This window comes from Neisseria sp., assembly GCF_030527965.1.
Lineage (GTDB): Bacteria > Pseudomonadota > Gammaproteobacteria > Burkholderiales > Neisseriaceae > Neisseria.
In genome coordinates this window covers 13641-28181 of record NZ_JAUMZU010000025.1, presented here as the reverse complement: position 1 = coordinate 28181, position 14541 = coordinate 13641, and the positions used below count along the sequence as shown (strand labels likewise).

The 14541-nt window shown below is 49.5% G+C and carries 15 protein-coding genes; 10 read left to right on the top strand and 5 right to left on the bottom strand.

The window, feature by feature from the left end; genetic code table 11:
• Positions 1-89 precede the first annotated feature (89 nt).
• The 9 genes from Q4A84_RS10450 (at position 90) to Q4A84_RS10410 (ending at position 10276) form a co-directional block, all read left to right on the top strand.
• Positions 90-2351: a FepA family TonB-dependent siderophore receptor gene (locus Q4A84_RS10450; RefSeq protein WP_303088875.1), complete on the top strand. Its 2262-nt coding sequence runs from the start codon at positions 90-92 to the stop codon at positions 2349-2351.
• A gap of 36 nt (positions 2352-2387) precedes the next feature.
• Positions 2388-3416 (top strand): alpha/beta hydrolase, encoded by a 1029-nt coding sequence (locus Q4A84_RS10445; RefSeq protein WP_303088874.1) that lies wholly within the window; start codon positions 2388-2390, stop codon positions 3414-3416.
• 70 nt (positions 3417-3486) lie between these two features.
• Complete coding sequence (locus Q4A84_RS10440) at positions 3487-4482, top strand: siderophore ABC transporter substrate-binding protein (protein WP_303088873.1); 996 nt, start codon at positions 3487-3489, stop codon at positions 4480-4482.
• A 154-nt stretch (positions 4483-4636) separates the two neighbouring features.
• Positions 4637-5602: an ABC transporter permease gene (locus tag Q4A84_RS10435; RefSeq protein ID WP_303088872.1), complete on the top strand. Its 966-nt coding sequence runs from the start codon at positions 4637-4639 to the stop codon at positions 5600-5602.
• Entirely contained in the window at positions 5595-6551 is a 957-nt protein-coding gene (locus tag Q4A84_RS10430) for an iron chelate uptake ABC transporter family permease subunit (RefSeq protein ID WP_303088871.1), read from the top strand. The genes Q4A84_RS10435 and Q4A84_RS10430 overlap by 8 nt, the downstream gene beginning before the upstream one ends.
• On the top strand, positions 6548-7306 hold the full coding sequence (locus Q4A84_RS10425) for an ABC transporter ATP-binding protein (RefSeq protein WP_303088870.1): 759 nt from the start codon (positions 6548-6550) through the stop codon (positions 7304-7306). The genes Q4A84_RS10430 and Q4A84_RS10425 overlap by 4 nt, the downstream gene beginning before the upstream one ends.
• Positions 7307-7473: 167 nt before the next feature.
• Positions 7474-8142: a hypothetical protein gene (locus Q4A84_RS10420; protein ID WP_303088869.1), complete on the top strand. Its 669-nt coding sequence runs from the start codon at positions 7474-7476 to the stop codon at positions 8140-8142.
• Between the two features lie 119 nt (positions 8143-8261).
• Positions 8262-8921, top strand: a complete 660-nt coding sequence (locus Q4A84_RS10415) for a hypothetical protein (protein WP_303088868.1) — start codon at positions 8262-8264, stop codon at positions 8919-8921.
• 431 nt (positions 8922-9352) lie between these two features.
• Entirely contained in the window at positions 9353-10276 is a 924-nt protein-coding gene (locus tag Q4A84_RS10410; protein ID WP_303088867.1) for a hypothetical protein, read from the top strand.
• A gap of 69 nt (positions 10277-10345) precedes the next feature.
• On the opposite strand, the gene Q4A84_RS10405 is transcribed toward Q4A84_RS10410, so the two are convergent.
• The 4 genes from Q4A84_RS10405 to Q4A84_RS10390 form a co-directional block, all read right to left on the bottom strand.
• Complete coding sequence (locus Q4A84_RS10405) at positions 10346-10972, bottom strand: hypothetical protein (protein WP_303088866.1); 627 nt, start codon at positions 10970-10972, stop codon at positions 10346-10348.
• 151 nt (positions 10973-11123) lie between these two features.
• Positions 11124-11726, bottom strand: a complete 603-nt coding sequence (locus Q4A84_RS10400) for a BON domain-containing protein (RefSeq protein WP_303088865.1) — start codon at positions 11724-11726, stop codon at positions 11124-11126.
• A 159-nt stretch (positions 11727-11885) separates the two neighbouring features.
• The gene (locus Q4A84_RS10395) at positions 11886-12485 is read right to left on the bottom strand and encodes a phosphoheptose isomerase (protein ID WP_303088864.1); all 600 of its coding nucleotides are present in this window, start codon (positions 12483-12485) and stop codon (positions 11886-11888) included.
• 5 nt (positions 12486-12490) lie between these two features.
• Positions 12491-12838: a YraN family protein gene (locus tag Q4A84_RS10390; RefSeq protein WP_303088863.1), complete on the bottom strand. Its 348-nt coding sequence runs from the start codon at positions 12836-12838 to the stop codon at positions 12491-12493.
• A 51-nt stretch (positions 12839-12889) separates the two neighbouring features.
• On the opposite strand from Q4A84_RS10390, the gene rsmI reads away from it, so the two are divergent.
• Entirely contained in the window at positions 12890-13771 is an 882-nt protein-coding gene (gene rsmI, locus Q4A84_RS10385) for a 16S rRNA (cytidine(1402)-2'-O)-methyltransferase (protein ID WP_303088862.1), read from the top strand.
• Between the two features lie 111 nt (positions 13772-13882).
• Here the strand turns inward: rsmI and Q4A84_RS10380 are convergent, their stop codons facing one another.
• Positions 13883-14512 (bottom strand): DUF2238 domain-containing protein, encoded by a 630-nt coding sequence (locus Q4A84_RS10380; protein ID WP_303088861.1) that lies wholly within the window; start codon positions 14510-14512, stop codon positions 13883-13885.
• Positions 14513-14541 lie beyond the last annotated feature (29 nt).

Sequence of the window (14541 nt, the reverse complement as noted above, 5' to 3'; positions counted from 1 at the left end):
TAAAACAATTAGTAAAGCATGATTTGTACTAGTTATCTAGGACAGCCCCAAAATTAATTACTCTCTCACTTAAGCCAAGGATTTTTACTATGCACTTACCAACCGAAAAGCCGCTTTTTATTCTTGCCATTCTCCCGATGGCACTCAGCTCAGCCTTCAGCCAAGCAGCAGATGAAACCGCTTCCGACGCAACAGACGTGGGAACAGTTTACGTTACGGCCGAGCGCCAGCTACATCAATCTTTAGGCGTATCGAAAATCACAGCCAAAGATTTAGAACAACACCCCGCCATCAACGATATTTCAGACATCGTCCGCACCATGCCCGGCGTTAACCTAACCGGCAACACGGCTTCAGGCGAGCGCGGCAACAACCGCCAGATTGATATTCGCGGCATGGGGCCGGAAAACACACTGATTATGATTGACGGACGTCCCGTTACCTCCCGCAATGCCGAACGCTACAGCTGGCGCGGCGAGCGCAACACCCGCGGCGACAGCAACTGGGTTCCGCCTGAAGAAATCGAATCCATCACCGTATTGCGAGGCCCTGCGGCGGCGCGTTACGGTTCGGGTGCCGCAGGCGGCGTGGTTAATATCGTGACCAAAAAAGTCAGCAAAGAGCTGCATGGCAGCCTGAACCTCTATACCAACCGGCCTCAAGACAGCGAAGAAGGCAAAACCAACCGCATCGGCTTCAATGTGAGCGGCCCTATTATTCAAGATGTGCTGGGATTCCGCGTTTACGGCAGCGCCAATAAAACCGACGCCGATGCCGAAAACATCAACTCGATTGCAACTTCAACCACAACCCGTGGCGGTCGCACAGTGACCACCACAACGCAAGGTGCCGGCCAAGAAGGTGTACGCAATCGTGATATCGCAGGTCGTTTGGCGTGGAAAATCACACCGGCCCAAACTTTAACTTTAGACAGCAGCTACAACCGCCAAAGCAATATTTATTCGGGTGACAACCAAAACAACAACCCAAATGCATACACCCGATCGCTTTACGGCTCGAAAACACGCCAGCTTTCACGCACCAGCCACGCGCTGACTCATGAAGGCATCTGGGACTGGGGCGATACGAAAGTGATTGCGCAAATCGACCGAACCGCCAACAACCATTTAGAAGAAGGCTTGACCGGCGGCCCGGAAGGCCAATATACCCAAGGCGGCGATTTTGTTAACAGCATTTTGAAAACCAAACGCCTGTCGGCAGAAGCCAATATTCCGTTTGAATTGGGCGTACCCAACGTCGTTACAGTTGGTATGGAATATACCGATGACCGTTTGAGCGACCCTTCTTCTGCACGTCAAGGCTTTACTGACCCGGGAAGAGCTAATGCATCCAAAGGTATTACTGATGTGTTTGCAGGTATTAGCGCTGTACGTAGCGGCAACACCAGCCAGAAAAACTGGGCCATGTATGCGGAAGACCACATTTCCATCGGCGAAAAAACCCAGTTGATTCCCGCTTTGCGTTTCGACCACAACAGCAACTCGGGTAATAACTGGAGCCCTGCTCTAAACTTCGTGCAAAAAATCAACAGCGATTGGGCTATCAAAGGCGGCATTGCCCGCGCCTACAAGGCCCCTAATCTCTATCAAAGCAACCCCAATTACATTCTGTACACCCGAGGCAACGGTTGCACAGTAGGAACTCTGACCGGACCCAATGGTTATGTTTGTTACCTAATCGGCAATAAAGATTTAAAACCGGAAACCAGTATCAATAAAGAATTGGGCTTTGAATTTGCGCGAGACGGCTACCAAGCATCGCTGGCTTATTTCCATAATGATTACCGCAATAAAATCATTGCCGGAGAAAATCCCATCGCTTTTAGTGACATAGAAAACTATCTGTATCAATGGACCAACGCCAAAAAAGCGCTGGTGGAAGGTTTGGAAGGCAACCTGACCCTGCCTCTGCATGAAACCTTGAAATGGACAACCAATTTCACCTATATGCGCAAATCCATCAACAAAGATACCGGCAATCCCTTATCGGTAATTCCTAAATATACCATCAACACCAGCTTAAACTGGCAGCCCACTGAAAAATGGGATGCCGCACTGACTGTTACCCGTTATGGCAAGCAGCGGCCGCGTACAGTGGTACGTAATAATATTGAGGCGTCTCCAAATTCCGGCTTATCATTTGAAAGCGTGAAACCATATACCTTGGTCGGCATCAACGCAGGCTACCGTTTTACCAAAACCATCGACCTGCGCCTGGGCATCAACAACTTGTTCAACAAAAAATTGTACCGTTCCGCCAGCAACAGCAGCGCCGCCAGCTATAACGAACACGGCCGCTCGTTCTTCGGCAGCTTGAAAGTCGGCTTCTAAGCTTTTCAGACAGGCCTGTTATCTCAACAGGCCTGTTTGCAAAAACACACTGCCTACTATTACTATCTAAGCGTCACAAGCACTGCCAATATCCCAATGAAATTTCCCACCCTATTGATTCTGAGCACCGCCCTCATCATGAATTCTCCGCAAATCCATGCTGCTCCTTCCGCCCAGGAAAGCATCCGTCACCCGGCCCTGCTGCCCCAAGCGCAAGAATGGCTTTATCAAAGCAAAACCAACAGCAAAACCTACCGCATTCAAACCATCGCCGTCGGCAAACAACCCGCAAGCGGCTATCCCGTACTCTATCTGCTTGACGGAGACGCCTATTTCCCGATGGCCGCCGCCGTCGCACAAGGGCTTGAAATGCGCGCTCAGGAAAACCACGCCACACCTTTGCTGATTGTTGCCGTCGGCTATCCTGGCGGCAAAATATTTGATAATGCTTCACGAGCCGAAGATTACACCCCGCCCTCAACAAGCTACGCCCAGACGGGTGACGGAACCAACAAAAAATTCGGCGGCGCCGAAGCCTTTTGGCGCTTTCTGCATACCGAGTTACAGCCTCAAATCACCCGTGAATTCGGAGGCAACTCTAAAAAACAAACGCTGTTCGGTCATTCTTACGGCGGCCTGTTCGGCCTTTATGTATTATTCAACCATACCGAAACTTTTCAAAACTATCTGATTGCCAGCCCTTCTTTCTGGTGGAACCAGCAACGCATCCTGCAAGATCTGCCCGCTTTTCTGGCAAAACAACGGCAGGCACAATCGCCGGTAAACGTACGCCTGAGCGTAGGCGAATATGAACAGACGCTCGCACCGCATCTCAACGGCGCACGAGAGCGGCAAACCATCTTGCAAAACCGCCGTATGGTCGATCATTTACTGCAAACCGGCAAACGGTTTGCGGCACTGCCCAAAGAAGCCATGCGGGTCGAAACCGTGGTTTACCCGAAAGAAACGCATTCAGCCAGCGCTTTCTCCGCCCTGGCCGACGGCATCAAGCAGATTTTCGTTTACAATGCGGACTTGAACCCTGACTCTGCCAAAGCTGAATAAACACTATAAATTGCCATCCTCACGTATAAAACAACATTGAAAAACCATCCTCGATTAGGAGTCTTAAGTCATGAAATTTCGCTTTTCCGCCCTTTCATTATGCTTAACCGCTTTGGTTGCCTGCTCGCCGCAAAGCAACCAAAACACCAATCCTTCATCAGCACCGGCCTCAGGCGCATCGGCATCCGCTTCAGCGCCTGCCGCAGCACAGCCTACCGGAGAAACCGTGACCATCGAAACGGCTCGCGGCTCGGCTCAAGTGCCGAAAAACCCGCAGCGCATCGCCGTATATGATTTGGGGATGCTTGATACTTTGGATGCGCTGGGCGTGCATGTCGACGCCACTGTCGAAAAACTTCTTTTACCCAACTTGGAAGCGGCTCATAAAGACCGTGTGAAAGTTGGTACCTTATTCGACCCGAATTACGAAGCGCTCAATGCATTCAAGCCCGATTTAATCGTTATCGGTTCGCGCACGGCCAAGGCGTTCGACCAGCTTAATGCGATTGCACCGACCATCGAAATGACCGCCGACACAAAAAATATGCGCGTCAGCGCAGAATCGCGCATTGATGCGTTTGCTAAAGTTTTCGGCAAAGAAAAAGAAGCCGAGGCTTTGAAAGCAAAAATCGACGCAACCTTCAAAGAAGCGAAAGCCGCCGCAGAAGGCAAAGGCAAGGGTCTGGTTATTTTAGCCAATGCCGGCAAAGTATCCGCCTTCGGTCAGGATTCACGATTCGGTTGGATTCACAAAGATGTTGGCGTTCCTGTAGCGGATTCGACAATCAAAGAAGGCACTCACGGTCAGCCTGCTTCGTTTGAATACATCAAACAAGTCAATCCCGATTGGCTGTTTGTGCTCGACCGCAGCGCCGCCATCGGCCAAGGCGATGCCAGCACTGCAGCGCAAAAAGTGCTGGATAATCCTTTGGTAAGAGAAACCAATGCGTGGAAAAAAGGTCAGGTCGTTTACCTATTGCCGTCGAATTATCTGGCAGCCGGTGGTGCGCAACAATTAATTGATGCCACAACACAAGTCAGCGATGCGTTGAAAGCGGCCAAGTAATCACTGGTTAGCCGCAACTTGGCAATACGCAATAGCAACAAAAGGAAAGGAAAAGTAATGCCTGTCTGAAAAATAGAAAACGGCTTAACTCAGCCATACTATTTTTCAGACAGGCATTCTCCTTGACCCTATTCCCTATTCCCTATTACCCATTATGTTGAAAAAAGCCCTGTCTCTAAATTTAATCAGCGCCACTGTCGTTGCGTTTTTATTCGTTGTCAGCCTGTCGGTCGGCGTGGCGGATTTTTCATGGCGGCATGTGTTTGACTGGTCTGACGATATGCAGCTTCTCATGGTCAGCCGCCTGCCACGCACGCTCGCCATCGTGTTGACCGGCGCATCGCTCGGCGTGGCCGGCATGATTATGCAAATTCTGATGCGCAATCGTTTTGTCGAGCCTTCGATGGTCGGCGCCAGCCAAAGTGCCGCGCTCGGCCTGCTTTTAATGGCGGTTTTCTTCCCGGCCGCTGCGTTGATTACCAAAATGTCGGCCGCCGCGCTAGCTGCCGTTTTGGGCATGCTGCTTTTTCTAGCCTTAACCCGCAAACTGCCGCCCTCGGCACATTTGATGATTCCATTAATCGGCATCGTATTCGGCGGCGTAATTGAATCGGTGGCGGTGTTTATCGCCTATGAAGAAGACTTAATGCAACTTTTGGCCGTATGGCAGCAAGGAGAATTTTCCGGCGTATTGCTCGGGCGCTACGAATTATTATGGTTCGCCGGCATTCTGGCCTTGCTGGCCTATTTCATTGCCGACCAGCTCACCATCATCGGCCTCGGCGAAACCGTTGCTGTGAATCTGGGATTAAACCGTACAGTCATCCTCTGGGCCAGCCTGTTTATCGTGGCCTTGATTACCTCGCTGGTGGTGGTAACCGTTGGCAATATCCCGTTTATCGGCTTGGTCGTACCCAATATCGTTTCGCGCATGATGGGCGACAAACTGCGCACCAGCCTACCCTCGGTCGCGCTACTCGGTACGGCGCTGGTTTTATTGTGCGACATCATCGGGCGCGTCATCCGTTACCCTTTCGAGATTCCGGTTTCCACCATTTTCGGCATAACGGGTACGGCGCTGTTTTTGTATTTGCTGATGAAAGGGCCGAAACGTGCGTAAATCCTACACCTTCCGCCCCGTCTGGATATCTTTAACCCTGCTCGTCATCGCTTCGGTGCTCTTTCTTACCATTAATGCCAACGGGCAATGGAATTTCATCTTACCTTTGCGCGCAGGCAAGCTGGCTTCTCTGATTCTGGTTGCCTATGCCATCGGCGTTTCCACCCTGCTTTTTCAAACCATTACCAACAATCCCATTCTAACGCCATCGATTCTGGGGTTCGATTCTTTATATGTATTTCTGCAAACCTTGATGGTTGCGCTCATCGGCGGCCTCGGCTACACGCAGCTTTCTCCTTCATTGAAATTCGTCATCGCCTTAATCGCCATGGTTGCAGGCTCGCTTTTACTCTTTCAGATGCTGTTGCGACAAGGCGGTGGCGATTTGACACGTATGATTTTAATCGGCGTGATTTTCGGCATTTTTTTCCGCAGTCTTACCGGCCTGATGCAGCGCTTAATCGACCCCGAAGAATTTGCCATTGTTCAAGCCAACTCCTTCGCCACTTTCAATACGGTCAACCATGATCTGTTGAAAATCAGCGCCGTCATTATCGGCTTGAGCACCATTGCGATTTGGCGCCAGCGCTTCAAACTGGACGTTTACCTGCTCGGCCGCGACCAAGCCATCAACCTCGGCATCCGCTATCCAACCAATACTTTATGGATTCTCACGTGGATTGCCCTGCTGGTCGCCACATCCACCGCTCTGGTCGGCCCTGTCAGCTTTTTCGGCCTTTTAGTATGCGCACTGGCCAACCACTTCGCCCGCACCGTGCATCACAGCCTGCGCATTCCTCTAGTATCAACCATCGCCGCGCTGGTGCTGGTGGCAGGCCAACTTGTATTCGAGCATTTGTTAAATATGCAGGCCGTGCTGAGCGTGGTGGTTGAATTTGCAGGAGGATTGGTCTTCCTCTATTTAGTCTTGCGGAAAAAAGCATCATGATTAAAATTGAAAACGTCGGTTTCCGAATCGGCAACCAAACCATTTTAGATAACATCAGCCTTGAGATTCCTTCGGACGGCATTACCGCGCTTATCGGCCCCAACGGCGCCGGAAAATCCACCCTGTTTTCCTTTATGGCACGTTTGCAAACTTTGCAACAAGGCCGCATCAGCTATGACGGCATCAGCCTTGCCGATACGCCCAATGCCGAACTAGCCAAAAAAATCTCTATTCTCACGCAAGAAAACAATCTGCACAGCCGCATCAGCGTGCGCGATTTGCTGATGTTCGGCCGCTATCCCTACCACCAAGGCCGCCCACGCCAGGAAGATCAAGAAATCGTAGACAACGCGCTAATCGAATTCCAGCTGGAAGCGCTGGCCGACCGCTACCTAACCGAACTCTCCGGCGGCCAGCGCCAAAGAGCGATGATTGCCATGGTATTCTGCCAAAGCACCGATTATGTTTTACTCGACGAACCCTTGAATAATCTGGATATGTATCACGCCCGCAGCCTAATGCATCTACTGCGCCGGATAACGCACGAGCAACAACGCACCACCGTTGTGGTTTTGCACGACATCAACCAGGCCGCCGCTTACGCAGACCATATCATCGCCATGAAAAGCGGCCGCATCGTATTTGCCGGCTCGCCGAACGATGTGTTTACCACCGCCAATATTCGCGATTTATTTGAAATGGATGTCGACGTATTGGATTATCGCGGCAAAAAACTGGTGGTTCATCATATTTAATACTTCCAAAAAACACCCGAGCTGCTGCTACCATATACCGTTAATTGATTGAGCAAAATACCGATAATCCGATATGAAATACTTATCAATCGTTCTATCTTAAAATCAGTCAGGCTGTCTGAAAATCCCGAACAGCGTGATTATCCATTCGTAAAGAAAGAACCTTTATGAAACCCTTTACTTCCCTTCTAACCGCCGCCTTATTATCCGCCGCCAGCCTGAGCGCCTGCGGCGGATCGGAGAACCGTATGAGCATTCAAGAGCAGACTGAAAAGCGTTTCCAACTTAATCCGCACCCTACAAAAGCCTATCGCATTAAAATCAAAATCAATGATGCGCCCGGGCCTTTGAAACTGATGGGACAGCTAGAACTAGATTATGTAGCAAAAAATTGCACCTATGTCATCAACAACATTGAAGGTGTATCGACTGAGCCTCAAAAAGCTATTGAAGTTCCAATCAGCCAAGTTAGAGAATTTGAGTATGAAGCTATTGTCTATACAGATGCGATGCAAGATGAAGATTATTTTGGGCAAGGTGTTTGCCACTGGAGACCAGAAGGTTATGGCTTTGGATTTAAAGCGACAGGAAGTCCTATAGAAACTCGTTTTAGTTTTGGGGGAATTTTGACAGACTTAATTGAAAATAAAATATTAACTAAATATTATTGGAAAGGTGGCTATCCATATTATAGAAATGAAGATGGTTCAATATACGAAAGTAACACTATGGTCGACTCTGGCATACAATCTGAATCACTAAATAAATATTATACTGACCAACAACGTAAAAATTTATTCAATATAACTGTTACTCTTGAGGAAATGAAGTCATGACTACAAGACAACAAAATGCTCGCTTCCTATCAAAAGCCTTATTTATCGAACGGATTGATAATCAGGCTGTCTGAAAATCTCGAATAGCGTGATTATCCATTCGTAAAGAAAGAGCCTTTATGAAACCCTTTACTTCCCTTCTAACCGCAGTCTTATTATCCGCCGCCAGCCTGAGCGCCTGCGGCGGGTCGGAGAACCGTATGAGTATTCAAGAGCAAACTGAAAAGCGTTTCCAACTCAATCCCCACCCTACAAAAGCCTATCGCATTAAAATTAAAATCAATGATGCGCCCGGGCCTTTGAAACTAATGGGAGATATGGATGTAGGTTATTTAGCTGATAATTGTTCATACATAATTAATAAATTGGAGGGAGCAACTGCAAAACCAGAGAAAGACCTACAAACTAAAATTCAGCAAATTGGACAGAATGAATATGAAACTGTTATTTTTCTGGATGCGATTCAGGATGAAGACTATTTTGGTAATGGAGTATGCCATTGGAAGCCTTATGGTTTTTCTACTTTATTTAAAGCAACAGGAAAATTGGAAGAAACTGGATTTAGTATTGGAGATATTATAGAAAATTTGATTGAAAAAAGAACAATAACTAAGTATTACTGGAAGGGTGGGTATCCATATTATAAAAATGATGATGGCTCTATATATGATAATAGCATAACTGATGATGGTGTTCTGCAACAGTCTCTAAATATGTACACCGATGAGCAACGTAAAAATTTATTTAACGTTATTATCAGCATAGAGGAAATAAAATAATGACCGAATTAACCAAACAGCAATATGCAGACTTATCTGATGATGTTTATAAAACACGAACTGTTACTAAAGGCCATAGTAAAATTAATATTAATGGGAATAATTATAAGGTTTTAGCTATCAGCGAGCCATCTAAAACTGGTTATTATGGTGCAGTTTATCAAGATGTTGCAACGTCCACTATTCTTGCAGTCCATCGTGGAACAGATTCGCTTAAAGATGGCATAATTGATTTAAAAATGGTATTTAAACAGGTCAATGACCAAACAGCAGAGGCAACTCAACTAACAATAAGAGCGTTAGAGTTAGCAACGGAATTCCATAAAAGATTTCCTCAAAAGCCCAAACCCAAAGTAGAACAAACCGGTCATTCACTAGGCGGTTCTCATACCGAAATACAGGTTCATCTTTTTGAAGAAAAAGGGATTTTGATGGAAGGGGTAACCTTTAACGGTTACGGAGCGGCAGGCCTTCACGGCGTTCCCGAAAAAGACAATGGTCGATTAACGGCTTATGTGAAGGCTTCCGATGTAGTATCCGCTGCAAACCCCCATTACGGCAGAGTGGTGGTGTTGGCTACAGAGAAAGACCTCGCTCCGTTGAAAGCATACGGCTATAACAATGAGCGCGATACTCCGACACCTACGGCAATCAGCGCCAGCTTGACCAATACATTGCCAGCCCACGGGATAAAAAATTTTACCGGCTCCGATTCAATCCTATCCCGACTCAACTACCGTCATGCCCGCTCACTGGCGGACGATAATGAAAAGATGATTCAAGATTTTCGCAGTGATATAAAAGCCCTCAAAAACGGCCTCTCTCATGGCGTTAATGAAGCCAATAAAGCTTACGACATCATGCGCTCTATCCCCACTTCTTCTGAAATATTTATGCGGGAAATCCAGAAAAGCGTTATTCCGCCATTAATGGAAAATAACACCCAAACCGCCCCTGCATTGGGTCTTACTGATATGCCTGAAAAGGCACGGCAACTTTACGAAGAGTGTAAGACGCATCTAGTTGGTTTTTATAACAAACATGGCATTGCTTATAACGAAGCCGATGCGGATAAAACGGCGGCAGCAATCGGTGTTGCCGCTTATCGGGAACGCGTTCCTCATGTGCAATCGCTCCATATCAGGGAAGACGGTCTGCTTTCCGTAGGGCATTTAACACCCCAAGGTGTTTTGAGCTATGCTTCTTTAGATTCTGCCCAAGCGGCTGCAACGCCCATAGGAGAAAGCGTAGCTCAGTCTCGGCAGGCAGAGCAGGAATTGGCTCAAAAGGCGCAACAACGTGAAATGGCACTGGCCGAATACCATTCGCAATCGCGCGGGAGAAGTATTTCCTAGATTGGTGAAAGTGTTAGGAAAGCCTGTCTGAAATCTTTCAGACAGGCTTTTTGTTTTAATACCATAAGATTAAAACAGGTTATCCATAACTTCGCGTTGCTGACGCGGCTGGGCAGCGGGTGCTGCCGGTTTGGCAGGAACGGGGCGTTCAGCAGGGGCGATATGTGCGGCAGGTTCCCGAGAACGGTGAATCGGCTCCACGGGCGTTTCTTGTTGCGGTGCAACCCGCGCCGGTGCTGCGGCAGGCTCGCTATTCTCTTGCGGCTCGGTATTTTTCTTCGGCTGCGCTTGCGGCTTGGCAGCGGGGCGGCGTGCCTGCTGCGAATTATCGTTACCGCTTTGCGATTTGGCTCCGGCTTCTTCCGGCTGGCTGGCTCGTGCTTCTGCGTTTTCTTTATCTTCTTTATTGTTATTCGCGTCTTGTTCTTGGCTTTCATCTTCAACAGGCTTGGGCGCTTGCGAGGCGGCATCAACGGTTACCACTATACTTTTCCCGCCGTTGGGCGACAATAATTCGACTTTTGGTGCTGATGAAGGCTCGGCTTTCTGATCAAGATTGACCGACTCTTTGGTGGCAGGGCTCATCATATAGGCCACTTTGCCGACAAGTGCAAATACGATTAGCGCAACAATCAGCAGCGCGATGGCCAACAGTTTGCCGGGAGTCAGCTTGAAGCCGTTTTTTTGAGTGTTCATTTTTTTCTCATTTTATATGGAACTACCGCCGTATAGACACGGCGGTTTGCTATTTCGGCTCTAGGCGCCGCGGTTTTCAGACAGGCAGTGCATCGGCGTTGATGCGGGAAAATGCAAGCATGCAATCCGCCGATACGGGTGCCTTCATACATTAAGGTTTCTGATAGGTTTGGTAAAGCGTAACCACTTTCTGAACACCGGAAGTCGTGCTGACTTTCTGGGTAACGGCCGCTTGCTCTTCCGGCGTGAGGATGCCCATCACATAGGTAACGCCGTTGTAAGTAACGATTTTCACGCGGCCGGGGTAAACGCCCTGAATGCCCAGAAGGGTGGTGCGCACTTTAGTGGTGCCCCATGTATCCGCGCTCACGTCGCCAAACGTACGGCCGGGCGAAGCAACGTCGATGTAGTTATACACCGCCTGAACGGATTGCTCCGAGCGTGCAATCTGCTCGACAAATTGTTTTTCCTGCTCCCCTGCCACCTGACCGAGCAGCAAGACGTGGCGGTTATAGCTGACAACGGAAATACGGGGGGTATAGCCTGTTGTCTGATTATTATTTTGCAGATAAGAGAGCGCGGTATTTCGGATGCGCAATTCCATCACTTGATCGTCGGCCTGTGCGCCGGTGCTGCGACGGTCAAGGCCAGACTCGGCGCCGACGGCGGCGCCGCCCACCAATGCGGCAACACAGCCGCTGAGGCCGGAAGTCAACACAGCAGCCAGCAATAGGGTTTTGACGGTTTTTTTCATGCAGGGTTCCTTAAAAGTGGCAATCCGGTTGCGGCTGCATACCGGTTTCTTAAAGATACGGTATTTTAACGGTTTATATGCCGTTTGGCACGTTTTACCGCAAACGCTCTGCCGGCTCATCAGCGGCAAACCGTTATTTCATCAGCTCTTGTTAGGCTTTCAGGCAGGCATTCCTTCCAGCAGCATGGTATCGATGGCATCGCATAAGGCATGTATCAGCAGGATGTGGATTTCCTGAATACGGGCGGTACGCGGATGCGGCACGTTGAGCAGAATATCGCTGTCTTTAAGCATACCGGCGATTTTTCCGCCGTCGCGACCGGTAAAGGCAATCACATGCATGTCGCGCTCGTGCGCCGCCTTAATGGCTTCGATAATGTTGCCGGAATTGCCGGAAGTGGAAATGCCGATCAGCACGTCGCCCGCCCTGCCCAAAGCGCGCACTTGTTTGCTGAAAACATGTTCGAAGCCGTAATCGTTGCCGATGGCGGTTAATGCCGAAGTGTCGGTGGTCAACGCCACGGCGGCCAGTTCCATTCGTTCTTTTTCAAAGCGGCCGGTCATTTCGGCGGCAAAGTGCTGGGCGTCGGCAGCCGAACCACCGTTGCCGCAAGCGAGAATTTTACCGTCGTTCATCAGGCAGTTGATCATCAGCAAAGCGGCTTCGGAGGTCGGGCCGGACAATACGTCGGCCGCCTGCTGTTTGGCTGCAATGCTTTCTTCAAAATGCGCGGTAACGCGCTCTTGCAATGTTGTCATGTAAATTAACCTGTGATGTTTTGAATCCAAACCGGCGCCATGTCGCCTTCAATCAATACTGCATCCAGACGGCACGGCATATTGCCTGTTGTTTGCGTTTGCAAATAATGCTCGACGCTGCGGGTCAGCTTGGCGAGCTTGGCCTGCGTAATGCTGGCGACCGCGCCGCCGTATGCGCCGTTTTTACGGTATTTGACCTCTACAAACAGCAATATCTTACCTTGTTTGACAATTAAATCAATCTCGCCGAACGCACAATGCCAGTTTCTCGCCACCAACTTGCAGCCCTGCGCTTGTAAAAACGCCAATGCCGCATCCTCGCCCGCCGCGCCTGTTTTATGGTTTAAGCGCATAATCCGATTCGCCCGTATAATGTGGTTTTACTTTTCAGACAGGCATTTCTTATGATGCAGAAACATTACCAAAAAGCCTGCGAAAGCGTGGAAAAGCAAACATTATACGTTGTTGCCACGCCCATCGGCAATTTGGCCGATATTACATTGCGTGCGCTGGCCGTGCTTTCCCATGTCGATATTATTTGCGCGGAAGACACCCGCGTTACCGCACAGCTGCTCAACGCCTACGGCATCTCGGGCAAACTGTTGAGCGTGCGCGAGCACAACGAGCGGCAAATGGCCGACAAAATCATCGGCTGCCTGGCCGAAGGCAAAAGCGTGGCTCAGGTTTCCGACGCTGGTACGCCTGCCGTCTGCGATCCCGGTGCCCGGCTGGCCATGCTGGTTCGCGCCGCGGGGTACAAAGTGGTGCCGATATCGGGCGCCAGCGCGGTGATGGCGGCTTTAAGCGTAGCGGGTGTTACACAGCCGGATTTCTATTTTCACGGTTTTCTGCCGCATAAATCCGGCGAACGGCGCAAACTATTCGCTGATTGGGCACAGCATGACTATCCCGTTGTAATGTTTGAAACGCCGCACCGCATCGAGGCCGCGCTAAACGAAATGGCCGAAACCTTCCCCGACCGCCGCATCACGCTGGCACGCGAAATCTCGAAAACCTTCGAAACCTTTTTAAGCGCTACGGTAACGGAAATCTGCCAAATAATGCGTGAAGACGGCAATCAAAGCCGGGGCGAGATGGTGCTTATCTTGCACCCGCAGGAAAAAACGCACACAACAACATTGCCGGAAGCAGCACAAAACATCATGGCCGTTCTGGCAGCGGAACTGCCCACCAAACAAGCAGCCGAGTTGACCGCCAAAATTACCGGAGAAAATAAAAAAGCGCTGTATGATTTGGCGCTAACGTGGAAGAATCAGAATGATTAACGGCAAACCGAACAACCTCGGCCTACGTCAACCAACCCAAATTTTCCTCCAGCATCTTCAACAGCATTGCCCAAAACGTTTTCAGACAGGCATATGCCTGTCTGAAAAAGATTAAGCGCCCGTTTGATATATCTTTTTCTTATCAGGCCTAACCATCAGAAACACCGCCAGCGCCGTTAACGCACCGAGCGTGTCGGCCAGAATGTCTTTCTGCGCATCCCAGATATCGCCTTGAGAGCCGAGAAACTCAATCCCCGCACTGCCTCCTTCTCGCACCGCATATTGCCACTCGATTAATTCGTAGGAAGCCGCCACGCTCATAATAAAAAACAGCGCGAAAAAAACTGCCACGCCCAAACCGCATAAACGGCGGCGCAGCAGCCATTCGGCCATCGGGTAACTGTAAAAACCGATGATGTAATGAGCTACCCTGTCGAAATGGTTACGCTCTTCGCCCAGCAGCGGTGCCAGCCAACGGTTGGCCCAAGCAAAAGGCACGTCGGCAAACGTATAATGCGCGCCAATGAAATGCAGCAGCATCCACAAGCTCATCAGAAAATAGGCCAGATTACTGAAACGGAACAGACGGTAAGTTAAAACCAACGCGCCGAATACAGAAAAAATCGGAATCACTTCGGCATACCAGACCGCACAATCCGACGGATTAATGCCCGACCACACCGCCACCGCCGCAATCACAACAGCCAGCGCCAAAGGGAAAAGATGCGACGGTTTCGCCATAAATGAGCTTCCTCTTGCTGAACACCAAA